Raw genomic sequence first — 21,411 nt, 5'->3', positions numbered from 1 at the left:
CAGGGGGGCCGCACGGCTGCTGGAACCCTCGGAAGGAACCAAGCCATGGCCATGGACGCCGTCTCCGTCATCCGCACCAAGCGGGACCGCGGTGAGCTCAGCGACGAACAGATCGACTGGGTCATCGACGCGTACACCCGCGGGGAGGTCGCCGACGAGCAGATGTCCGCGCTCGCGATGGCCATCCTGCTCAACGGCATGAACCGGCGCGAGATCGCCCGCTGGACCGCCGCGATGATCGCCTCCGGCGAGCGCATGGACTTCGCGGCGCTGTCCCGCCCGACGGCCGACAAGCACTCCACGGGCGGCGTCGGCGACAAGATCACCCTCCCGCTGGCCCCGCTGGTGGCGGCCTGCGGCGCGGCCGTCCCGCAGTTGTCGGGCCGGGGCCTCGGCCACACCGGCGGCACCCTGGACAAGCTGGAGTCGATCCCCGGCTGGCGCGCCCTGCTCTCCAACGAGGAGATGCTGCACGTCCTGGACACCACCGGCGCGGTGATCTGCGCGGCGGGCGACGGCCTGGCCCCCGCCGACAAGAAGCTGTACGCGCTGCGGGACGTCACCGGCACGGTGGAGGCGATCCCGCTGATCGCCTCCTCGATCATGTCGAAGAAGATCGCGGAGGGCACGGGCTCCCTGGTCCTGGACGTGAAGGTGGGCACGGGCGCCTTCATGAAGACGATCGAGGACGCGCGGGAACTGGCGTCGACGATGGTCGGCCTCGGCACCGACCACGGCGTGAAGACGGTCGCCCTCCTCACGGACATGGCCACCCCGCTCGGCCTCACCGCCGGCAACGCCCTTGAGGTCCGCGAGTCGGTCGAGGTCCTGGCCGGCGGCGGCCCCGCGGACGTCGTGGAGCTGACCCTCGCCCTCGCCCGCGAGATGCTCGACGCGGCCGGCGTGAAGGACGCGGACCCGGCCAAGGCCCTGGCCGACGGCTCGGCGATGGACGTCTGGCGCCGCATGATCGCGGCCCAGGGCGGCGACCCGGACGCGCCCCTGCCCACGTCGAAGGAACAGCACGTCATCAAGGCCCCGACCTCCGGTGTCCTGACCCGCCTGGACGCCTACGACATCGGCATCGCCGCCTGGCGCCTGGGCGCGGGGCGCGCCCGCAAGGAGGACCCGGTGCAGGCCGCCGCGGGCGTGGAGCTGCACGCCAAGCCGGGCGACGAGGTCACCGAGGGCCAGCCCCTGCTGACCCTCCACACGGACACCCCCGAGCGCTTCGAGTACGCGGTGGAGGCGGTGCTGGGCTCCTACGACATCGGGACGCCGGGCACGGCCTTCACGGCGTCGCCGGTGGTGCTGGAGCGGATCGCCTGACCTTCGGCCGGGAACATCAGGGGCCGGTCCTTCGGGGCCGGCCCCTTCGCTGATCTGTGGGACATACACCCACCCCTTCCGGGGAGGAGTGTGGTGGGTCCGGGTGACCGCGGTCGGTGGACACGCCCCGTGAGCGCGCGGCCCGCGATGAGTTCCGTCCGTCCGCCCGGTCTACCGCTCGTGGAAGCCATGACACCCGCCGTACTCGTACTGCCCGGCCCCGTCACCCGTGACGAGGTGGCGGAGCTGTGCGACGGCGTACGCGCGCGGCTGGAGGCCACCGGGGCGGGCGTCGTCGTGGTGGACGTCGCCGGGCTCGGGCCGCCGGGGCTCGGGGCGGTGGATCTGCTCGCACGCCTTGAGCTGGCCGCCCGGCGGACCGGGGGCCGGATCCGGCTGCGCGAGCCCGATCCGGCGCTACACGCCCTCCTCGGTCTGGTCGGGCTCCGCTTCGAGGTGGAGGGGCAGGTCGAAGAGCGGGAACCACCGCTTCGTGTCGAGGAAGAAGTGGAACCCGGTGAGCCGGCCGTCTGAGATCTCCAGCACCTGGACCGCCCACGGGCTGTAGCCGCCCGCCTCCGGGTCCGGCTTGTACTGGGCGAACCCCGGCAGCCCGTTGACCTGCACCGGAATCAGGCGCGAGCCCTCGCAGGCGGCGCCCAGCGTGGTCATGAAGCCGGTGATGTCGTCGTGTCCGGTCAGCCACAGGTCGAACGGCGGCATGGTCATGACCGCGTCCTCGTGCAGCAGCGCCGTCAGCGCCGTCATGTCGTACCCCTCGAACGCCTTCACATAGCGCTCCAGGAGCTTCTGCTGCTCCTCGTCCAGCGGGTCGGAGACGGCCGCGCCGGCCGCCTTGTCCTCCCGCTCCGCAAGGGTGGCCCGGGCCCGCTGCAGCGCGCTGTTGACCGACGCGACGGACGTGTCGAGCAGCTCGGCGACCTCGCTCGCCCGCCAGGCCAGCACCTCGCGCAGGATGAGCACCGCGCGCTGCTTGGCCGGCAGCTGCTGCAGGGCCGCCATGAACGCCAGCCGGACGGACTCCTTGGCCACCGCGGCCTCCGCCGGGTCCTCGGGCGTGGGCAGCACGCGCGCGTCGGGCATCGGCTCCAGCCAGGTGTTGTCCGGGCGGGGGGAGAGCGCGGCCTGGGCGAGCGGGGTGGATTCGCTCAGGTCCATCGGGCGGGCGCGCTTGTTGCCCGCCGTCAGCATGTCCAGGCAGACGTTCGTCGCGATGCGGTAGAGCCAGGAGCGCAGGCTGGAACGGCCCTCGAACCTCTCGTAGCTGCGCCAGGCGCGGACCATCGTGTCCTGCACCGCGTCCTCGGCCTCGAAGGAGGAGCCGAGCATGCGATAGCAGTACCCCGTCAGCTCCGTGCGGTGCTTCTCCAGCCTGACGTCGAGGTCCGTCGTCGTCGCCGTACCGTCCATCGTCCACCCACCCCTGTGGTGTTTCTGTCGCGCTTGTGTGCGCCCAGCACTTCGGAAGCTACCGCAGGACACTGACAATGGCCCCTGGAGTGAACAAAGGGGCAGGTCAGAGGTGGGGAGCGGGACCGGTGTCAGGCGGTCACGGGGCGTGTCGCCAGCCGGGCCGCCCGGGTCCCGAGGAGCGTGATGGTCACAACTCCGGCCACCGCGAGCAGTCCGACGCCGACCGTCCCGGCCCAGCCGCCGGAGTGGAAGGCGAGCGCGCCCACCGTGCTGCCCGCGCTGGAGCCGATGTAGTACGCCGACTGGTACAGCGCCGAGGCCTGGGCGCGGCCGGTCGTGGCCGTCTTGCTGACCGCCGAGGAGGCGCACGCGTGCCCCGCGAAGAAGCCGCCGGTGATCAGCACCAGGCCCAGCAGGACCAGCGGGAGGGACGGCGCCAGGGAGAGCAGCAGCCCGGAGGCCGTCGTACCGGCCGCCAGATAGAGCGCCCCGCGGCGGCCCAGCCGGCCCACCAGCCGTCCCGCCGTGGACGCCGACACCGTACCGACCAGGTACACCAGGAAGATCGAGCCGATGACGCCCTGCGGGAGCGAGAAGGGCGCCTCGGTCAGGCGGTACCCGATCACCGTGTAGACACCGCCGAAGACGGTCATGAACAGGGCGCCGATCGCGTACAGCCGGCGCAGCAGCGGATCGGCCAGGTGGTCGCGGACCGTGCGGGCCAGCACCCGGGGTCGCAGTGAGCCCGGCGTGAAGTGCGTCGGCGCCGGCAGCAGCAGCCGGAAGGCCACCGCACAGGCCACCGCGATCGCGCCGATGACACCGACGGCCACCCGCCAGCCCCACTCCTGCGCGACCCACCCGGTGATGACCCGGCCGCTCATCCCGCCGACACTGTTGCCCGCGACGAACAGCCCGATCGCCGTGACCAGCGCCTTGGGCCGGACCTCCTCGGCGAGATACGCCGTCGCGGAGGCGGGCAGCCCGGCCAGCGCGGCACCCTGGAGGAACCGCAGCGCCACCAGCACGCCCAGCGAGGGCGCGAACGGGACCAGGACCCCGATGCTCACCGCGACCACCAGCGAGGCGGTCATGACCGTACGACGTCCGAACCGCTCCGACAGCGCGCTCATCGGCAGCACGAACAGCGCCAGTCCACCGGTCGCCGCCGCCACCGTCCAACTCGCGTCGCTCGCCGCCACCCCGAACTCGCCGGAGATCAGCGGCAGCAGGGCCTGCGTGGAGTACAGCAGCGCGAAGGTCGCGACGCCCGCGAGGAAGAGGGCGAAGCTCATCCGGCGGTAGCCGGGTCCGCCCGGGGTCAGCCGGGAGTCGGAGGCCGCTGCGGAGGGGGAGACGGACGGGGTGGCGCCCACGACGGTGGACGCCCCGGTACTGGCGGGAGACATGCCTCGAACGTACGGACCCCTTCCTTCATCCGTCCAATGCATGGAATCGTCATAATCGTTCCTATGGCGCATCAGCAGAGGTCACGGCCTCACCTGTCACCGTCCGGTGACACAGAAGACAAGGACATCGTCGCGCTGCTCGCCCCGCGGCTGGCGCACTTCGCGGGGGTCGCCCGCACCGAGCACATCACGCGGGCCGCGCAGGACATGCGGGTCCCGCAGTCGACGCTGTCCCGGGCGATGGTCCGGCTCGAACAGGACCTGGGCGTGGACCTGTTCGCCCGCAGAGGCCGCACGGTCTCCCTCACCCCCGCCGGCCGCACCTTCCTCACCTCCGTCGAACGCGCCCTCGCCGAGATCGAGAAGGCCGCCGACGAGGTCCGCGCCGACGCCGACCCGGCCACCGGCAAGGTCGCCTTCGGCTTCCTGCACACCATGGGTTCCGAGACGGTCCCCGGCCTGATCCGAGCCTTCCGCGCCGACCACCCCCGGGTCCGCTTCGCCCTCGTCCAGACCTACGGCGAGGCGATGCTGGAAAAACTCCGAGCAGGCGAACTGGACCTCTGCCTGACCTCGCCGGTCCCGGACGCCCCCGACCTGATCGCCCGCCGCCTGGACGAACAAAAACTCCGCCTGGTCGTCCCCGCCGACCACCCCCTGGCCACCCGCCGCCGCATCCGCCTCACCGAAGCCGCCGAAGAAACCTTCGTCACCCTCGAACCCGGCTACGGCCTGCGCCGAATCACCGACGACCTCTGCAAGGAAGCAGGCTTCAAACCGAGGGTGGCCTTCGAGGGAGAGGAGGCGGAGACGCTACGGGGCCTGGTGGCGGCGGGCCTGGGCGTGGCTCTCCTGCCCCCACCGGCCTTCCCCCGCCCGGGAGTTGTGGAACTGACGGTCACATCCCCAAGGGCGGCAAGGGAAATCGGCGTGGCATGGCTGGACGGCCATCCGGACACGCCCCCAGTGGCCGCCTTCAAGAAGTTCCTCCTGTCGAGAAGGGGAAGCCTCCTGGCCTGACCGTCACTTCCGCAACGACTTGCCGAACCCCGCGGCCAACGGCATCCGCAACCCCAAAGGCGGCGGCGCCGCAAACGCATCCTCCAACGGCCGGGCGAACGCCGTCCCGAACAACGCCCCCCTCACGAAGTCCAAAGCCAGCGCGTGCACTTCCCCCCGGTACTGATGCAACCCGTGGCCGTCCGCATGCACTTCGAACCGGCACACATCCCGATTCGCCTTCTTCGCCCGAGAGGCGAGCCGGAACGACAGTTCGGGATCGGTCCGTTCGTCGTTCGTGCCGTGCACGATCAGCACCCGCCGCCCCACCAACTGCTTCACCGGTTCGGGTGAAGCAGCCACGTCGTCCTCCGGCAGCCAAGGCGCGATCGCCAGCACGGAGTTGACCGCGTCGTGCCCACCGGCCCGCAGCGCCGCGCGCCCGCCCATGTCGACGCCGAGCAGACAGACGGGCACGTCCCCGTAACGTCGTACGACCTCGTCCGCCGCCCACGACGCGTCGCCCGCGAGATGCGCCTCGTTGCCGTTCCAGCCGCGGTAGCGGTAGTGGACGACGTGCGCGGCCAGCCCGTCGTCACGGCCCGCACGGGCCAGTCGGCGACCGAGGGCGCGGACGGAGCCGGTGGCGAGCATGGGGGACGGTCTGCGGGCGGACTCCTCGTCGCCGCCGGGGAGCAGCAGCACCACACCGCTCACCGTCGTCGGCTCCGGGCCGAGTGCCCTCCCCAGCCGGGCCTGTCGAACCGGCGTCGCTTGGTGTGCCATGACAGAACAGTGTCAGAAGGGCCGGTGCACCCGAACCGTCCGCGCGGTCACCGTTACGTATCGACGGAGTTGTACAGCGGGCGATCTACGCGCGTAGGAAGTAGAGTGCGGCAATGACGAGCCAGAGCACCGCGAACATCCCGACGCCGGACCAGATCCGCCGGGCGCCGAAGGTTCTGCTGCACGACCACCTCGACGGCGGCCTGCGTCCGGGCACCATCGTCGACATCGCCCGGGAGACGGGCTACGACCGTCTCCCCGAGAGCGACCCCGACAAGCTCGGCCTCTGGTTCCGCGAGGCCGCCGACTCCGGTTCCCTGGAACGGTACTTGGAGACCTTCTCGCACACCGTCGCCGTGATGCAGACCCGGGACGCGCTGGTGCGGGTGGCCCGCGAGTGCGCCGAGGATCTCGCCGAGGACGGGGTCGTGTACGCCGAGGTGAGGTACGCGCCCGAGCAGCACCTGGAGGGCGGCCTGAGCCTCGAAGAGGTCGTCGAGGCGGTCAACGAGGGCTTCAGGGAAGGGGAGCAGCTGGCCCGGGAGAGCGGTCACCGCATCCGGGTGGGCGCCCTGCTCACCGCCATGCGGCACGCCGCCCGCGCCCTGGAGATCGCCGAACTCGCCAACCGCTACCGGGACCTCCCGGGCGGCGGTGTTGTCGGATTCGACATCGCGGGCGCCGAGGCCGGCTTCCCGCCCACCCGGCACCTCGACGCCTTCGAGTACCTCAAGCGCGAGAACAACCACTTCACCATCCATGCCGGCGAGGCCTTCGGGCTGCCGTCCATCTGGCAGGCCCTGCAGTGGTGCGGTGCCGACCGGCTCGGGCACGGGGTGCGCATCATCGACGACATCGAGGTCGCCGACGACGGCTCGGTGCGACTCGGGCGGCTCGCCGCGTACGTGCGGGACAAGCGGATCCCGCTGGAGCTGTGCCCCAGCTCCAATCTGCAGACCGGGGCCGCGGCCTCGTACGCCGAGCACCCGATCGGGCTGCTGCGCCGGCTGCACTTCCGGGCCACCGTGAACACCGACAACCGGCTGATGTCCGGCACCAGCATGAGCCGGGAATTCGAGCATCTTGTCGACGCGTTCGGTTATACGCTCGACGACATGCAGTGGTTCTCCGTCAATGCGATGAAATCAGCGTTCATTCCTTTCGATGAACGACTGGCCATGATCAATGACGTGGTGAAGCCCGGATATGCAGAGCTGAAGTCCGAATGGCTGTTCCAGTAGGCCGCTTTCACCTGGGGTTATGGTGTCGAGAAGGGGTGGCCGGTGGGTATCGGCGCTCCCGAAATGCGGACGGGTATTCACAATCCGTCCGCATTTCGATGTTTGCGGCGGGCGCCTTCGCATGTTTACGGTCATGGACCGCTCACATCCCCGTAACCCCATTTCGAGGACGCATTTCATGAAGCAGTCTGCTGCCAAGACCCTCGGTGTCGCCGCCCTCGGTGCCGCCTTCGCCGCCACCGGCGCGGGTGCCGCGAACGCCGCCCCGGCGGTGCCGGACGCCAGCGAGGCGCTGGGCACCGTCACCCAGACGCTGCCCGCGGAGAACGTCGCCAAGGCGCTGCCGGGTGCCGGTGAGGCCCTGAGCCAGGCGCAGCCCGCGCTCGCGTCGGGTCTGTCCGCCGTGCAGCCGGCCGCCCAGAAGGTGCTCGCCGACGGTCCGACCGCGCCGGTCGCCGGTCTCCTCGGCGGTCTCCCGGTGGGCCAGACCGGCCTGCCCACGCACGGCCTGCCGCTGAACGGGATCCCGCTCGGCTGAACCGCCCTCGGACGCACGGATGGGGCGCACCCCTTGAACACGGGGTGCGCCCCATCGGCGTACGCGGAAGGTGGTCACCAGGCGGTGCGGGCGGCCTTCTCCTCGGAGGGGAACAGGATCCACAGCGCGATGTAGAGCAGGAACTGCGGGCCCGGCAGCAGGCAGGAGAGCACGAAGATCACCCGCATCGTGGTCGCGGAGGTGCCGAAGCGCCGCGCCAGCGCTGCGCACACTCCGCCGATCATGCGGCCGTTGGTGGGGCGGGCAATGGCGGACATGTGGGCTCCTTCGTGAGCGTCGGTCGGGCGGCCGTTCGTGGCTGCCTCATCTGCCTTCAACACTACGGAGAACCCGCGGATCGGGCGTCGCTCTACGGTGCGATGCCGACCCTGGGAATCGTCGGGGTCCGACCCTGAGCGGCTTCCTCCTGGAGGACGGCCGCGGGAGGCCTGCGCTCACCCCTGCGGCGGAGCCGGGCGCGTCCGGCCGGGACCACCGCGAGATGCGCGAGGGCCACGCCGACCGTGTTGAGGAGCAGCGTGTCGACGTCCGCGACGCGGCCGGGCACCCCGGTCTGCAGCAGCGTGATGCCGAGCGAGATGAGAGCCCCCGCGGTGACCGTGCGGACCAGGGAGGAGAGGGGCGCGGCGTTCAGCCGACCGTGCACCAGCGGGATCAGTACGCCCAGCGGGGCGAGCAGCCCGAGCCCCTCGCCGATGCGGCGGGCCGCCTCGGTCCCGCCCAGCGCCAGATCGGCGCGGATCCCGGCGAACGGGCGCAGGTTGGCGGGCTGTACCCAGGGGACGTCCAGCGGGCGCAGCGTGAGCCAGGCGACGAACACGAGATGTGCGACGAGGAGAACACCTCCTGCCACACGGACACGGATCTCGGCGCTGCTGCCGACGAAGCCTTGACGCTGCACGTCCCACAAGACGCGGCCCCCGGCGGGATCGGTTCCGGGTGACCCCCAGGTACCTGGATGAGGCTTCCGCCACACCCGTACGTCAGCCGCTCGTCACCTCTGCGGAGGGCGGCTTCTCCGAGCCCGGGCGGGAGCGGACCTCGTCATTGCACTCGTAGCGGCGCAGCGGGTCGCGGCCCGGGCCGCCGAGGATGACCGAGCCGTCGCCCTCCGCCGCGGCGGAGTCGGAGAAGGTGCACACGATCTGGGCCAGCGCGAAGGAGGTGAGGTCGGCCGGCGTGTTGCTCAGTCGCAGCGTGTCCTCCGGGTCGCCGGCGCGCGGGCCGCCCACGGCGATGGCGCCGCGCACGTCCGTCGTGTATCCGGCCTCCCGCTCCGGTGACGAAGGTGTCGCGGCCAGCTCGTCCAGCAGCCCCTGCGCCACCAGCACCCGCCGCTGCGAGTCCGCGGTGCCGTCCGGTACCCGTACCGTCCGGTCCACCGCGACCAGCGACGAGCCGCACAGCAGGAACACCTGTACCGGCAGCCCGCGCGTGGTCTGCGTCGAGACGTCCGGCTCGGCCAGCGAGCACTGCACCCGGGAGGGCGCCGCACCGAAGTCCGTGGGGACTTCCGTCGAGCGGATCCCGCACCCCGTCAGCAGCGCGGCCAGCACGGGCAGCGCCAGCAGCCCGCGCACCCCGAACGGGCGTGCCGTGGTGGGTCGTACGGTCATGAGGGCTCCCCCTGCTTCCCCTCGGCCTGCTCGGGGTCCTCCGTCAGCGCCGACACGTCCTGCGGCAGCCGCAGCGTGAACACGGCACCCCCGTCGGGGGAGTTGGCGGCGGTGATCTCGCCGCCGTGGATGTGGGCGTTCTCCAGGGCGATGGACAGGCCCAGGCCGCTGCCCTCGGAACGGGGGCGGGAGGCGCTCGCCTTGTAGAAGCGGTCGAAGACGTGCGGCAGGACGTCCTCGGGGATGCCGGGACCGTGGTCGCGCACCGCGATGACGACCTCGGCACCCGCGCCGTCCTCGGTGGCCTTGGCCCCCGACTCCCGCACCGCGACCCGCACCGGGGAGCCGCCGTGCTTGAGCGCGTTGCCCACGAGGTTGGCCATGATGACGTCCAGGCGGCGCGGGTCGAGCCGCGCGTGGATGCCGCGCTCGGCGTCCAGGTCGACCGCGTCCAGCCAGGCGCGCGCGTCCAGGCACGCGGTGATCTGGTCGGCGACCTCGACGTCGTCCAGGACCAGCCGGGCGGTGCCCGCGTCGAAGCGGGTGACCTCCATGAGGTTCTCGACCAGTTCGTTGAGCCGCCGCGTCTCACTGACGACGAGCCGTACGGCGGGCTCGATCATCGGGTCCATCGACCCGGACTCCGCCTCCAGCTCCTCCTCCAGGATCTCGGTGACGGCGGTGATCGCGGTGAGGGGCGTACGCAGTTCATGGCTCATGTCCGCGACGAACCGGCGGGACGCCTCGTCCCGCGCGGCCATGTCGTCGACCCGTTTCTCCAGCGCCTCGGCGGCGTGGTTGAACGTCCGTGACAGATCGGCGAGTTCATCGGTCCCCGACACCCGCAGCCGGGTGTCGAGCCGGCCCTCGCCGAGCCGCCGGGCGGCCACGCCCAGCCGCTGCACCGGCTTGAGCACGGTCGTCGCGGCGGCCTGCGCGAGCAGCGCGGAGCCGATCAGCGCGAGCCCGGTGGCGATACCCAGCGACCAGGCCAGCGAGTTGAGGTCCTTGGCCTCCGGCTCAAGCGACTTGAGCATGTAGCCGGTCGCGCCGCCGCCGATCACCTTGGTGCCGGCCACCAGATACGGCGTGCCGTTCTGCACGACCCGCTGCCAGTAGAGGTGGTACGGGTACTTGTTGCCGGAGTCGACCTTCTGCCTCTTGTTCACCGCGGCGCGCAGCGAGGTCGGCACGTCCCGCAGCGCGAAGCTGTCCAGGGCGCCCGAAGTGCCGTACAGGGCCTTGCCGTCGGAGCCCTCCGCGACCAGCAGCACGCTGAAGCGCTGGCTGCTGCCCGACATCTGCCCGGCGGTGTGCTGGAGTTCGTCCTGGGAGGGGTCCGGCGGCAGCGAGCCCGCGCGGTTCTGCATCTCCTGCTGGAAGTCGCGCAGCACCGCGTCCTGGGTACGGGTGAGCACGGCCTCGCGGTTGAGCCAGTAGGCGATGCCGGACGCGGAGACGGCGGCGGTCAGCGCCACCAGGCCGAACACGACGACCAGGCGCAGCCGCAGACTGGTGAACCGCAGCCGTGACCACACTCCCCTGCGATCCGCGGCCCAGCCGCGGATCCCCCCGTGCGCTTCGGTCACTGAGGCGAGTCCAGCCGGTAGCCGACACCACGGACCGTACGGATCAGGGTCGGGGACGACGGCACGTCCTCGACCTTGGCGCGCAGTCGCTGCACACAGGCGTCGACCAGCCGCGAGTCACCGAGGTAGTCGTGCTCCCACACCAGGCGCAGCAACTGCTGCCGGGACAGCGCCTGTCCGGGCCGCCGGCTCAGTTCGAGCAGCAGCCGCAGCTCGGTCGGGGTGAGCTGGAGATCCTCGCCGTTCTTCGTCACGGTCATCGCCGCGCGGTCGATGACGAGGCTGCCGAAGGTCGCCGCGTCGTTCGACTCCCGCTCACCGCGCCGCAGTACGGCGCGGATCCGGGCGTCGAGGACCCGCCCCTGCACGGGTTTGACGACATAGTCGTCGGCACCGGACTCCAGACCGACGACGATGTCGATGTCGTCGGAGCGCGCGGTCAGCAGAATGATCGGCAGCTGGTCCGTGCGCCGGATGCGCCGGCACACCTCGAACCCGTCGATGCCGGGCAGCATCACGTCCAGCACGATCAGGTCCGGACGCTGCTCGCGCAACAGCTTCAGGCCGTCCTCGCCGGTGGCAGCTGTGGCCACGCGGTGACCCTGGCGCGTCAGTGAGAGCTCCAGGGCCGTTCGGATGGCGTCGTCGTCCTCGATCAGCAACAGGGAAGGCACGGGCCTCATTCTGGCCCATGCACGGCCGGGGTTTCGACACCTGTACAGGTACGGCCCCTTAGTACCGCTCTCTGTGACCACGCTGTGCGATTCCGTAGCCGGACCCCTGTGACAGGTCTGTGACAGTCGGCGGACACGTCCATGAAGTGGCCCGGGCAAGCTTCTCGGCACAGGCAAGGAAACGCCGCAAGGCAGTACCACCTGAGCAGGCCGAACACCGGAAGTCCACGACGGGGGGCGCGAGATGAACACGCTGCACAGCACCAGCACCAGCGCAGTGGTCACGCGACTGCACGACGTGACCCGGAGTTCCGACAAGTCCGGTGCCGTGAGCGGGCGGGGGTGCGCTCGCGGCACCGGGCGTCAGCACACCGGGTACATGACGGTGGTTGACAGTGTCTCGGGGGAGGCACACGGGGGAAGCGCGTACAGGGAGGACACGGGGGAGCGCCGCTCGCTGTCGGAGGCGGAGTTCACCGCCTACGTCCAGGAGCGCCGCGCCTCCCTGTACGCAACCGCCTACCACCTGACCGGCGACCGCTTCGAGGCCGAGGACCTGCTGCAGAGCGCACTGTTCTCGACCTACCGGGCGTGGGACCGGATCAGCGACAAGGCCGCGGTCGGGGGCTATCTCCGCCGCACCATGACCAACCTGCACATCAGCGCGTGGCGCCGCCGCAAGCTGAACGAATACCCGACCGAGGAACTGCCGGAGACGCCCGGCGACACGGACGCGATGCGCGGCACCGAACTGCGCGCGGTCCTGTGGCAGGCGCTCGCCCGGCTCCCCGAACTCCAGCGCACGATGCTGGTCCTTCGTTACTACGAGGGCCGCACCGACCCGGAGATCGCGGAGATCCTCGACATCAGTGTCGGCACGGTGAAGTCCAGCATCTGGCGGTCACTCCGCCGGCTGCGCGAGGACGAGGTCCTCAGCTTCGGCCGTGACGAGGAAGACGCCTTCGGCGAGCTCGTGGCCTGAGGGTTGGGGGAAGCAAGGGGAAACCGGGGGGACCGGGGAAAACACGGGGGAAGCAAGTAGGGGGAGCGGTAACCGAGGGGGCACCACTGGGGGGTGGTGATCGGTTACCGGGGATCCAACGGGGGTCACGGGGGACCAACGGGGCCAACGGGGGAAGCACCACGGGGGAACGGGGAAGCGGGACTGGAGGGCCGGGGGGTCCGTCCAGTCCCGCTTTTTCGTGTGCGCCGGGTCGTCGGTGCCTTGGTGTTCGGGGTCAGATCGTCGGTGACGCCGCGGGACGCCGGCCGACCGCCACCGCGGCGAGGCGGGTCAGGGCCTCGTCCTTGTCGCAGGGGTGGGCGCCCAGGGCGGTCTGGCGGGTGACGATCGAGCGTTCCTGGCGCATCAGGCGCCAGCCGCGGCGGAGCAGGAACGGGACCGACTTGCGGCCCTCGCGCAGATCGCGCAGGAAGCGGCGGCGGAAGGTGCGCATCGGGCCGCGGCTGAGGCACAGCGCGTCGGCCAGCAGACCGAGTTCACGGCAACGGCCCACGATCTCGGCGGCGAAGATGCCCTCCGCGACGAAGAGCGGGGTACGCCCGACGTCGACGGCCTCCTCGCCGGTGCGGGCACTGAGCGAGAGGTCGTACACGGGGACGTTCGTACGGCCCGTGCGGCACAGCTCGGCTATCGCGGCGACCGCGATGTCCGCGTCCCAGGACTCCGGGTCGTCCCAGTCGATGTCGGAACTCCCCGCCACCTGCGGCAGCGTCGGGTCGTCGCCCTCTTTGTAGAAGTCGTCGAGGCGCAGCACCGGCAGACCGGAACGGGCGGCGACGAGGGACTTGCCCGAGCCCGAGGGGCCACAGAGCAGCACGACACGGGCGGAGGGTGGGACATGGGTGCTCACGGGACACCAGTTTGACGTATTCCGTACGCCCTGCCGACCCCGCGGGTCGTCTTTGGAGTGCGCATCACACCTCAACTACCCTTCGTGTCGACACGATTACCCTGCGCACCAGAAGGTGGCACCAGCGATGGCACGACGCACGTCCTCCCCGAATCCGACCGCCCAGCGGGCCCTGGTCGCCCTCGCGACGGCAGGCGTGGCGCTCGGCGCCGGTGCCGCGAGCGCCGCCGCGGACACCGAGCCGGTGCTGGACGTGGTGCGCACCCGCCCCACGTCCCTCGGCAACATCGACCCGCAGGCCGGCGCGCAGGCCCTCACCGGCATGGTCGGCTACGTCACGGGACCGGTCGCTGACCTCAAGCCCAACCCCCTCGCGGGCACCGGCGTGGACCCCCTCGACAACGGCCTCGGCACCCAGCTCGCCGACTTCAAGCCCCTGGCCACGCAGGCCCTGACCGGCCCGGTGGCCCAGGCGCAGTCGATCGGCAGCATCCCGGTGGTGGGGGAGGCCACGGGGCTGCTGCGCTGACGTACGCGCGAAGAGAGAGCCGCGCCGCCCCCGGATGGTGGGGCGGCGCGGCTCGTCCGTGGGGGGTGGCTGGTGGCTCAGTACGACGAGCCCGATGCGCCCAGGGCGCCCGTCGGGTGCCAGACCGTCTTCGTCTCCAGGAACGCCGTCATGCGGTCGAGGCCCGGAGTTGTCGACCAGTCGACTTCGCCCACAGGCTGTGGACGAAGGACACGCTTGAGGTTGTCGGCCGCCGCGATCTCCAGTTCCTTCGCCAGTACGTCGTCGGCGCCGGCCAGGTCGATCGCGTTGACGTCCTGGTGTGCGGCCAGGGGCGTCGCGATCTCCGCCGTCCTCCCGGAGAGGACGTTGACGACACCGCCCGGTACGTCGGACGTGGCCAGCACCTCGCCCAACGACAGTGCCGGGAGCGGGGACTTCTCGCTGGCGATCACGACGGCCGTGTTGCCGGTGGCGATCACCGGGGCGAGTACCGAGACCAGGCCCAGGAACGAGGACTCCTGCGGGGCGAGGACGGTGACCACACCCGTCGGCTCCGGGGAGGACAGGTTGAAGAACGGGCCCGCGACCGGGTTGCCGCCGCCGACCACCTGGGCGATCTTGTCGGTCCAGCCCGCGTACCAGACCCAGCGGTCGATCGTCGCGTCCACCAGCACGGTCGCCTTGGCCTTCGACAGGCCCTCCGCGTCCGCGACCTCGCGCACGAACTGCTCCCTGCGGCCCTCCAGCATCTCGGCGACGCGGTAGAGGACCTGGCCCCGGTTGTACGCCGTCGCGCCCGACCAGCCGCCGAACGCCTTGCGCGCGGCCACGACCGCGTCCCGGGCGTCCTTGCGGGAGGAAAGGGGCGCGTTCGCCAGCCACTTGCCCTTCGAGTCCGTCACGTCGTACACCCGGCCGCTCTCGGAACGCGGGAACTTGCCACCCACGTACAGCTTGTAGGTCTTGAAGACGCTCAGACGCTGCTGTTCTGTCTTGTCGGACTTCTCAGACATCGAGGTACGCCTCCAGGCCGTGGCGACCGCCCTCGCGGCCGAAGCCCGACTCCTTGTACCCGCCGAACGGCGAGGTCGGGTCGAACTTGTTGAACGTGTTGGACCAGATGACGCCGGCCCGGAGCTTGCTCGCGACCGCGAGGATCCGGGAGCCCTTCTCGGTCCAGATGCCCGCCGAGAGGCCGTACTGGGTGTTGTTGGCTTTGGCGACGGCCTCGTCCGGGGTGCGGAAGGTGAGGACCGACAGGACCGGGCCGAAGATCTCGTCGCGGGCGATGGTGTGCGCCTGGGTGACGTTCGTGAAGAGCGTCGGGGCGAACCAGTAGCCGGAGGAGGGGAGTTCGCACTCCGGGGACCAGCGCTCGGCGCCCTCCGCCGAGCCCTGCTCGACGAGTGAGGTGATCCGGGCGAGCTGTTCGGCGGAGTTGATCGCGCCGATGTCCGTGTTCTTGTCGAGCGGGTCGCCGAGGCGGAGCGTGGAGAGCCTGCGCTTCAGGGAGTCCAACAGCTCGTCCTGGATGGACTCCTGGACGAGGAGACGGCTGCCCGCGCAGCAGACCTGGCCCTGGTTGAAGAAGATGCCGGTGACGATCCCCTCCACCGCCTGGTCGATGGGGGCGTCGTCGAAGACGATGTTCGCGCCCTTGCCGCCGAGTTCGAGGGTGACCTTCTTGCGGGTGCCCGCGACCGTCCGCGCGATCTCCTTGCCGACCGCGGTGGAGCCGGTGAAGGCGACCTTGTTCACGTCCGGGTGCGCGACGAGCGCGGCGCCCGAATCGCCGTAGCCGGGAAGGATGTTGACGACGCCCCTGGGCAGGCCCGCCTGGCGGCAGATGTCCGCGAAGAAGAGGGCGGAGAGGGGGGTCGTCTCGGCGGGCTTGAGGACGACCGTGTTGCCCGTCGCCAGCGCCGGGGCGATCTTCCACGCCAGCATCAGGAGCGGGAAGTTCCAGGGGATGACCTGGCCCGCGACGCCGAGCGGCCGCGGGTTCGCGCCGAAGCCGGCGTGGTCCAGTTTGTCGGCCCAGCCCGCGTAGTAGAAGAAGTGCGCGGCGACCAGGGGGAGGTCGGTGTCGCGGGTCTCCTTGATCGGCTTGCCGTTGTCCAGCGTCTCCAGGACGGCCAGTTCGCGGCTGCGCTCCTGGATGATCCGGGCGATGCGGAACAGGTACTTGGCGCGCTCGGAGCCGGGCAGCGCCGACCACTTCTCGAAGGCCCTGCGGGCGGCCTTCGCCGCGCGGTCGACGTCCGCCTCGCCCGCCTGGGCGATCTCGGAGAGGACCTCTTCGGTGGAGGGGGAGACGGTCTTGAAGACCTTGCCGTCCGCCGCCTCGGTGAACTCGCCGTCGATGAACAGGCCGTAGGAGGGCGCGATGTCGACGACCGAGCGGGACTCGGGCGCCGGTGCGTACTCGAAAACGGATGCGGATGCGGGTGTGGATGCCATGGGGGATCAGTCCACCGTCACGTAGTCGGGGCCGGAGTAGCGGCCGGTGGCCAGCTTCTGACGCTGCATCAGCAGGTCGTTCAGGAGCGAGGACGCGCCGAAGCGGAACCAGTGGTTGTCCAGCCAGTCCGCGCCCGCGGTCTCGTTGACCAGAACCAGGAACTTGATGGCGTCCTTGGAGGTACGGATACCGCCCGCGGGCTTCACGCCGACCTGGACGCCGGTCTGCGCGCGGAAGTCCCGCACCGCCTCCAGCATCAGCAGGGTGTTCGCGGGCGTGGCGTTGACCGCGACCTTGCCCGTCGACGTCTTGATGAAGTCCGCGCCCGCCAGCATGCCGAGCCAGCTCGCGCGGCGGATGTTGTCGTACGTCGACAGCTCGCCGGTCTCGAAGATGACCTTCAGGCGGGCGGCGCCCGAGGCCTCCCTCACGGCGACGATCTCGTCGTACACCTTCATGTACTTGCCCGCGAGGAACGCCCCGCGGTCGATGACCATGTCGATCTCGTCGGCGCCCGCGTCCACGGCGTCGCGCACGTCGGCCAGCTTCACGTCGAGCGCGGCGCGGCCGGCCGGGAAGGCGGTGGCGACCGAGGCGACCTTGACCGAGGAGCCGGCGACGGCCTCCTTGGCGGCGGGCACCATGTCGGGATAGACGCAGACGGCCGCGGTCGAGGGCGTCGCGCGGTCGGTCGGGTCCGGATGGACCGCCTTGGCGCCGAGCGCCCGGACCTTGCCGGGGGTGTCCGCGCCTTCCAGCGTCGTCAGGTCGACCATCGAGATGGCGAGGTCGATGGCGTACGCCTTCGCGGTGGTCTTGATGGAACGGGTGCCGAGCGAGGCGGCGCGCGCCTCCAGGCCGACCGTGTCGACGCCGGGCAGCCCGTGGAGGAAACGGCGCAGCGTGCTGTCGGACGCCGTCACCTCGCCGAGTGAGTGTGTGGCAGGTGCAGTGGTGGGCATGGTCACCAGACGAGCATATCTACGCGCGTAGCGGCTGTACAGCCCCGGACTCACTCCTGGAAGCGGCCCCGGGTGCCTCCCCGGCTGCTGCCTGGCTGTCCGTCGGGTAGGGGCCCCGCGGTCGAGCGTTGTCGGTGCCGTCGTGGACAATCGGGACCATGACGACGTCCGAGCCCCAGTCACCAGCGCCGCAACCCCCGGCAGCCGAGTCCAAGGACCGGATCTACCGGTCGCCCGCGGGGATCGCCGGTGGTGTGCTGCTGCTCGCCATCGTGGCCTGGCTGGGCCTCGACGCGATCTTCTCCGGGCACGGCCGCACGCCGTGGCTGGCGCTCGCCACGCTGATCCTGGTCGTGCCGCCGGTCGTCGCCTTCACACTGCGTCCCGCGGTGTACGCCAACCAGGACCGGCTGCGCATCCGCAATCCGTTCCGGGTGATCGTGCTGCCCTGGGGGCAGGTCGCCTCCCTGCGCTCCAGCTTCTCGAACGAGGTCGTGACGGAGTCCGGCGCGAAGTACCAGCTATGGTCCGTCCCCGTCTCCCTGCGGGCGCGGAAGAAGGCGTCCCGGCGGGAGTCCCGGGCGGCGGCGGACCAGGTCGCGGGGAGAAGCGGGCGGAGCCGCGGCGGTTTCGGCGGCGCCTTCGGGGGCGGCGGACTCGGTGGTGGCCTGGGCGGCGGGCTGTCGCGCGGTGCCGCCGCCGTCCCGGACGGGCCGGTGCGTGCGGAGACCGACAAGGTCATGGACGAGCTGCGGGAGTTCATGGAGACCCGTGGGCAGGCCGAGACGGCTCAGGGCGAGGTGACCGTGCGCTGGGCATACGAGGTCGCGGGGCCGACGCTGGCCGGTGCGGTGCTGCTGGTGATTCTGCTGGTGGTGGGCTGACGACCGGGGCGGCCGGCCCGATCACGTGACCCAGCCCGATCACGTGACCCGGGCCGACCACGTCACCCCGGGCCGGGCATCCCGTATGACGCCCTAGCCCGCCCCCCGTGAATCAGGGCGCGCTGGGCCACACCAGCGCCATGTACGCCCCGCAGTACGCCGACCCGAGCACCGCCGCCGTCAGAGCGAGCGCGCGGTACCGGCGCGAGGCGCGGGCCAGATGCAGGGCGAGCGGCAGCAGCAGTGGGAAGCCCGGCAGCAGGAAGCGGGCGCGCGGGAAGTAGACGCCTCCGCTGCACAGGACGATCACCAGCAGGACGCCGGTGAAGACCAGCAGCGGCAGCGGCTGCCGGTCCCACACCGACAGCGCGTACAGCACCACCGCCACGATCAGCGCGCAGGTCACCAGCACGAAGAACAACTCGGGCGTGGAGTCGTACATCAGGTACTCGCGCATCCGGCGCAGCGTCTGGACCCCGCCGTCCAACTCGTTGTGCCACAGCCGCTGTACGGCGAAGTAGCCGTCCCAGCGGCCCAGGCGCAGCCCCACCCAGCCGACGTATCCGCACCAGCCGAGCGGGGCCAGGGCGGCGGCCGCGAGGAGACGTGGGTCGAAAGGGCGGCGGCGCAGCGCGAGCAGGGCCCAGACGGTGACCGCGGCGGCCACCGCGATGCCGGTCGGGCGGGTCAGGCCGGCCAGCGTCGCCAACGCCCCGGCGAGCAGCGGCCGTTCGGTGAGCACCGCGTACAGCGCCCAGGCCGAGAACGCCGTGAACAGCGACTCCGTGTACCCCATCCACTGCACCAGGCCCACCGGCAGCGCGGCCCACAGCACGGTCAGCAGCACCCCGGCCCGGCGCCCGTGCAGCCGGTCGCCCACCGCGAAGACGCCCCAGGCGGCGACGACCGAGGAGACCACGGCGATGCCCAGACCGGTGGAGGCGCGGGAGCCCGGGGTCAGCACGGCGACGGCCTTCATGAGATACGGGTAGAGCGGGAAGAAGGCCAGGTTGTTGGCGTCGCGCGCGGTGCCCAGGACGTGCGCGTAGCCGTGGTCGGCGATGCCGAGGTACCAGTCGGCGTCCCACTGGACCGCCAGGATCGGCCAGACGCCGTGGTGCTGACGGTGCGCCCAGAGGGTGAGCACCAGCAGGCCGGTGAGGCGTACAGCGAGATAGGCGAGGAGGGCGGGGGCCGCGCGCCGCAGGACGGGCGGGGGAGGGGGAGCGGGCCTCGGCGAGCCGGTGGGTGCGGTGGTCGCTCGGGGTGTCGGCCGGGTGGCGGTCGAGGACACGGCGGTGGCTCCAGGGCTGGCTCGGCGGTGCGTTCGCCGTCCACCGTTGCCGCCGCGCCCCGGCAGGACGTGGAACCCAGGTCAACGGACCCCGGTAAATCACCCGATGGGGTGCTACGGACCCGTACATGGGCCAATGCAGAGGTTCAGTCCAGTCCCCATTCACCGGCCGCTGCCAGCGTCACGCCCATGAACTCCCCTCTGCACACGCCCCGCATGGGCATCCCCGCCGAACTGGCCGACGGACTGACCATGCCGGAGCGGCACGCGTACCTCCGCGGCGCCCTGTCCCGCCGCGGCCTGCTGCGCACCAGCGCCATCGCCGCCGCCACGGGCGCCGGACTCGCCGCGTCGGGCCCGGCCGGAGCCGCGACCCCGGACCTCATCACCCGCCCGTCCACCGACTCCGTCGACGGCGCGCTGGTGGCGCCGTTCGGCCGGCACCTCGCCTACGGCGCCGACCCGCGCACCCAGATGCGGGTCTCCTGGCAGGTCCCGCTCCCCGTCCGCGACCCCTACCTGCGGATCGGCCTGAGCCCCCTCGACCTCGGCCACCGCATCCCCGCCGAGGTCCGCGACCTGTTCACCCCGGCCGGCGTCGGCAAGAGCGCCGACATCGACCAGTACTACGTCCACGCGGCCCTGGACAACCTGCGCCCCGGCACCACGTACTACTACGGCGTCGGCCACGACGGCTTCGACCCCGCCCACCCCGGCGCCGCGCACACCGTCTACTCCTTCACCACCGCCCCCGCCGAGCGCACCACCCGCCCCTTCACCTTCACGGCGTTCGGCGACCAGAACCCGAGCTACACCTCCATCGGCCTCAACGCCCTGGTCCAGGCCCAGAACCCGGCCTTCCACCTGCACGCGGGCGACATCTGCTACGCCGAGGAGACCGGCCACGGCCTGCCCGCCGACAGCAGCAGCTACGACGCCCGCCAGTGGGACCAGTTCCTCGCCCAGATCGAGCCGCTGTCCAGCCGCGTGCCCTGGATGGTCGCGTTCGGCAACCACGACATGGAGGCCTGGTACTCACCCAACGGCTACGGCGGCAACGAGGCCCGCTTCACCCTCCCGGCCAACGGCTTCGACCCCGACAACGCCCCGGGCGTGTACTCCTTCGTGCACGGCAACGTCGCCGTCGTCTCGATCGACGCCAACGACGTGTCGTACGAGATCCCCGCCAACATCGGCTACACGCACGGCAAACAGACCGTCTGGCTCGACAAGCGCCTCGGCCAACTGCGCAGGACGCCCGGCATCGACTTCATCGTCGTCTTCCACCACCACTGCGCCTACTCCACCACCACCTCGCACGCCTCCGAGGGCGGGGTGCGCGAGCAGTGGGTGCCGCTCTACGAGAAGCACCAGGTGGACCTCGTGGTCAACGGCCACAACCACATCTACGAGCGCACCGACCCGGTCGTCCGGGACAAGGCCGTACGCGCCCTCCCCATCGGCGGCACGCACGAACCCGCGCGCGGCGGCGTGGTGTACGTGACGGCGGGCGCGGGCGGCGAGAGCGTCTATGCCTTCCCCGTGGCCGACAGCTACGAGGGCCACGAGGACGAGGTCGGCCCGGTGCCGACGTACTGGACGGGCGCCGACGGCAAGGTCACCGAGAACGTCGACTGGTCCCGGGTCCGCTACACCGGCTACTCCTTCATCCGCGTCGACGTCACCCCCGCCCACCGACACGGCACCTCGACCCTGACGGTACGGGCGCTGGCCGCGACGGGCGCGGAGGTGGACCGCTTCACGGTCGAGCGGAAGGCCGACTGACCGA

At 71.3% G+C, this 21,411-nt stretch carries 22 protein-coding genes; 9 read left to right on the top strand and 13 right to left on the bottom strand.

The genetic code is table 11. From position 1 onward, the window contains the following. Positions 1-51 precede the first annotated feature (51 nt). Positions 52-1,329 carry a thymidine phosphorylase gene (locus M2283_RS23215; protein WP_280878717.1) on the top strand — a complete coding sequence of 426 codons (1,278 nt, stop codon included), beginning with the start codon at positions 52-54 and terminating at the stop codon, positions 1,327-1,329. A gap of 147 nt (positions 1,330-1,476) precedes the next feature. Then, positions 1,477-1,863 (top strand): STAS domain-containing protein, encoded by a 387-nt coding sequence (locus M2283_RS23210; RefSeq protein ID WP_280878716.1) that lies wholly within the window; start codon positions 1,477-1,479, stop codon positions 1,861-1,863. Here the strand turns inward: M2283_RS23210 and M2283_RS23205 are convergent. Further along, complete coding sequence (locus M2283_RS23205) at positions 1,747-2,760, bottom strand: sigma-70 family RNA polymerase sigma factor (protein ID WP_280878272.1); 1,014 nt, start codon at positions 2,758-2,760, stop codon at positions 1,747-1,749. The genes M2283_RS23210 and M2283_RS23205 overlap by 117 nt on opposite strands. A 131-nt stretch (positions 2,761-2,891) precedes the next feature. After that, entirely contained in the window at positions 2,892-4,172 is a 1,281-nt protein-coding gene (locus M2283_RS23200) for an MFS transporter (protein WP_280878271.1), read from the bottom strand. A gap of 63 nt (positions 4,173-4,235) precedes the next feature. Between M2283_RS23200 and M2283_RS23195 the strand changes: the two genes are divergently transcribed. Then, on the top strand, positions 4,236-5,192 hold the full coding sequence (locus tag M2283_RS23195; RefSeq protein WP_280878270.1) for a LysR family transcriptional regulator: 957 nt from the start codon (positions 4,236-4,238) through the stop codon (positions 5,190-5,192). A 3-nt stretch (positions 5,193-5,195) separates the two neighbouring features. Here the strand turns inward: M2283_RS23195 and M2283_RS23190 are convergent, their stop codons facing one another. Then, complete coding sequence (locus M2283_RS23190; RefSeq protein WP_280878269.1) at positions 5,196-5,957, bottom strand: alpha/beta hydrolase; 762 nt, start codon at positions 5,955-5,957, stop codon at positions 5,196-5,198. 113 nt (positions 5,958-6,070) lie between these two features. Between M2283_RS23190 and M2283_RS23185 the strand changes: the two genes are divergently transcribed. After that, positions 6,071-7,198: an adenosine deaminase gene (locus M2283_RS23185; protein WP_280878268.1), complete on the top strand. Its 1,128-nt coding sequence runs from the start codon at positions 6,071-6,073 to the stop codon at positions 7,196-7,198. Between the two features lie 178 nt (positions 7,199-7,376). Then, on the top strand, positions 7,377-7,736 hold the full coding sequence (locus M2283_RS23180; protein ID WP_280878267.1) for an ATP-binding protein: 360 nt from the start codon (positions 7,377-7,379) through the stop codon (positions 7,734-7,736). Between the two features lie 74 nt (positions 7,737-7,810). Here the strand turns inward: M2283_RS23180 and M2283_RS23175 are convergent, their stop codons facing one another. The 5 genes from M2283_RS23175 to afsQ1 all read right to left on the bottom strand — a co-directional run bounded on the left by M2283_RS23175 (position 7,811) and on the right by afsQ1 (position 11,636). Beyond that, a complete protein-coding gene (locus M2283_RS23175; RefSeq protein ID WP_280878266.1) occupies positions 7,811-8,014 on the bottom strand; it encodes a PspC domain-containing protein in 204 nt (67 codons plus the stop codon). A gap of 92 nt (positions 8,015-8,106) precedes the next feature. Then, on the bottom strand, positions 8,107-8,658 hold the full coding sequence (locus M2283_RS23170; protein WP_280878265.1) for a VanZ family protein: 552 nt from the start codon (positions 8,656-8,658) through the stop codon (positions 8,107-8,109). 82 nt (positions 8,659-8,740) lie between these two features. Beyond that, positions 8,741-9,373, bottom strand: coding sequence for a hypothetical protein (locus M2283_RS23165; protein ID WP_280878264.1), 633 nt, complete (start codon positions 9,371-9,373; stop codon positions 8,741-8,743). Then, entirely contained in the window at positions 9,370-10,962 is a 1,593-nt protein-coding gene (locus M2283_RS23160) for a HAMP domain-containing sensor histidine kinase (RefSeq protein ID WP_280878263.1), read from the bottom strand. Before M2283_RS23160 ends, M2283_RS23165 begins: the two co-directional genes overlap by 4 nt. After that, entirely contained in the window at positions 10,959-11,636 is a 678-nt protein-coding gene (afsQ1, locus tag M2283_RS23155) for a two-component system response regulator AfsQ1 (protein ID WP_280878262.1), read from the bottom strand. The genes M2283_RS23160 and afsQ1 overlap by 4 nt, the downstream gene beginning before the upstream one ends. A 244-nt stretch (positions 11,637-11,880) precedes the next feature. Between afsQ1 and M2283_RS23150 the strand changes: the two genes are divergently transcribed. Continuing rightward, complete coding sequence (locus M2283_RS23150; RefSeq protein WP_280878261.1) at positions 11,881-12,618, top strand: SigE family RNA polymerase sigma factor; 738 nt, start codon at positions 11,881-11,883, stop codon at positions 12,616-12,618. A gap of 256 nt (positions 12,619-12,874) precedes the next feature. Here M2283_RS23150 and M2283_RS23145 read toward each other — a convergent pair whose 3' ends face one another. After that, entirely contained in the window at positions 12,875-13,510 is a 636-nt protein-coding gene (locus M2283_RS23145) for a uridine kinase (protein ID WP_280878260.1), read from the bottom strand. Positions 13,511-13,637: 127 nt separating this feature from the next. On the opposite strand from M2283_RS23145, the gene M2283_RS23140 reads away from it, so the two are divergent. Further along, complete coding sequence (locus M2283_RS23140; protein WP_280878259.1) at positions 13,638-14,039, top strand: hypothetical protein; 402 nt, start codon at positions 13,638-13,640, stop codon at positions 14,037-14,039. Between the two features lie 77 nt (positions 14,040-14,116). On the opposite strand, the gene M2283_RS23135 is transcribed toward M2283_RS23140, so the two are convergent. From M2283_RS23135 to deoC, 3 genes are read right to left on the bottom strand one after another with little or no spacing between them, the layout of a single operon-like run. Further along, positions 14,117-15,034: an aldehyde dehydrogenase family protein gene (locus tag M2283_RS23135; protein WP_280878258.1), complete on the bottom strand. Its 918-nt coding sequence runs from the start codon at positions 15,032-15,034 to the stop codon at positions 14,117-14,119. Then, complete coding sequence (locus M2283_RS23130; protein WP_280878257.1) at positions 15,027-16,481, bottom strand: aldehyde dehydrogenase family protein; 1,455 nt, start codon at positions 16,479-16,481, stop codon at positions 15,027-15,029. Before M2283_RS23130 ends, M2283_RS23135 begins: the two co-directional genes overlap by 8 nt. A gap of 6 nt (positions 16,482-16,487) precedes the next feature. Further along, complete coding sequence (deoC, locus tag M2283_RS23125; RefSeq protein WP_280878715.1) at positions 16,488-17,444, bottom strand: deoxyribose-phosphate aldolase; 957 nt, start codon at positions 17,442-17,444, stop codon at positions 16,488-16,490. Positions 17,445-17,602: 158 nt separating this feature from the next. Between deoC and M2283_RS23120 the strand changes: the two genes are divergently transcribed. Continuing rightward, a complete protein-coding gene (locus M2283_RS23120) occupies positions 17,603-18,328 on the top strand; it encodes a PH domain-containing protein (RefSeq protein ID WP_280878256.1) in 726 nt (241 codons plus the stop codon). Positions 18,329-18,440: 112 nt separating this feature from the next. Here M2283_RS23120 and M2283_RS23115 read toward each other — a convergent pair whose 3' ends face one another. Continuing rightward, positions 18,441-19,622: a glycosyltransferase family 39 protein gene (locus M2283_RS23115; RefSeq protein ID WP_280878255.1), complete on the bottom strand. Its 1,182-nt coding sequence runs from the start codon at positions 19,620-19,622 to the stop codon at positions 18,441-18,443. A 216-nt stretch (positions 19,623-19,838) separates the two neighbouring features. Here M2283_RS23115 and M2283_RS23110 point away from each other — a divergent pair, with 216 nt between their 5' ends. Next, complete coding sequence (locus tag M2283_RS23110) at positions 19,839-21,407, top strand: purple acid phosphatase family protein (protein ID WP_280878714.1); 1,569 nt, start codon at positions 19,839-19,841, stop codon at positions 21,405-21,407. The last annotated feature ends 4 nt before the right edge of the window (positions 21,408-21,411 follow it).

Origin of the sequence: Streptomyces pseudovenezuelae (genome assembly GCF_029892565.1) — a bacterium.
In the GTDB taxonomy this organism is placed as follows: domain Bacteria; phylum Actinomycetota; class Actinomycetes; order Streptomycetales; family Streptomycetaceae; genus Streptomyces; species Streptomyces pseudovenezuelae_A.
Note: the sequence above shows the minus strand (reverse complement) of the source record. Positions and strands in the feature narration are given on the sequence as shown.

Excerpts from the sequence above, each read along its gene's own strand:
- M2283_RS23215 (WP_280878717.1), top strand. The coding sequence starts at position 52 with ATGGACGCCGTCTCCGTCATCCGCACCAAGCGGGACCGCGGTGAGCTC.
- M2283_RS23210 (WP_280878716.1), top strand. The coding sequence starts at position 1,477 with ATGAGTTCCGTCCGTCCGCCCGGTCTACCGCTCGTGGAAGCCATGACA.
- M2283_RS23205 (WP_280878272.1), bottom strand. The coding sequence starts at position 2,760 with ATGGACGGTACGGCGACGACGACGGACCTCGACGTCAGGCTGGAGAAG.
- M2283_RS23200 (WP_280878271.1), bottom strand. The coding sequence starts at position 4,172 with ATGTCTCCCGCCAGTACCGGGGCGTCCACCGTCGTGGGCGCCACCCCG.
- M2283_RS23195 (WP_280878270.1), top strand. The coding sequence starts at position 4,236 with ATGGCGCATCAGCAGAGGTCACGGCCTCACCTGTCACCGTCCGGTGAC.
- M2283_RS23190 (WP_280878269.1), bottom strand. The coding sequence starts at position 5,957 with ATGGCACACCAAGCGACGCCGGTTCGACAGGCCCGGCTGGGGAGGGCA.
- M2283_RS23185 (WP_280878268.1), top strand. The coding sequence starts at position 6,071 with ATGACGAGCCAGAGCACCGCGAACATCCCGACGCCGGACCAGATCCGC.
- M2283_RS23180 (WP_280878267.1), top strand. The coding sequence starts at position 7,377 with ATGAAGCAGTCTGCTGCCAAGACCCTCGGTGTCGCCGCCCTCGGTGCC.
- M2283_RS23175 (WP_280878266.1), bottom strand. The coding sequence starts at position 8,014 with ATGTCCGCCATTGCCCGCCCCACCAACGGCCGCATGATCGGCGGAGTG.
- M2283_RS23165 (WP_280878264.1), bottom strand. The coding sequence starts at position 9,373 with ATGACCGTACGACCCACCACGGCACGCCCGTTCGGGGTGCGCGGGCTG.
- M2283_RS23150 (WP_280878261.1), top strand. The coding sequence starts at position 11,881 with ATGAACACGCTGCACAGCACCAGCACCAGCGCAGTGGTCACGCGACTG.
- M2283_RS23140 (WP_280878259.1), top strand. The coding sequence starts at position 13,638 with ATGGCACGACGCACGTCCTCCCCGAATCCGACCGCCCAGCGGGCCCTG.
- M2283_RS23135 (WP_280878258.1), bottom strand. The coding sequence starts at position 15,034 with ATGTCTGAGAAGTCCGACAAGACAGAACAGCAGCGTCTGAGCGTCTTC.
- M2283_RS23130 (WP_280878257.1), bottom strand. The coding sequence starts at position 16,481 with ATGGCATCCACACCCGCATCCGCATCCGTTTTCGAGTACGCACCGGCG.
- deoC (WP_280878715.1), bottom strand. The coding sequence starts at position 17,444 with ATGCCCACCACTGCACCTGCCACACACTCACTCGGCGAGGTGACGGCG.
- M2283_RS23120 (WP_280878256.1), top strand. The coding sequence starts at position 17,603 with ATGACGACGTCCGAGCCCCAGTCACCAGCGCCGCAACCCCCGGCAGCC.
- M2283_RS23110 (WP_280878714.1), top strand. The coding sequence starts at position 19,839 with ATGGGCATCCCCGCCGAACTGGCCGACGGACTGACCATGCCGGAGCGG.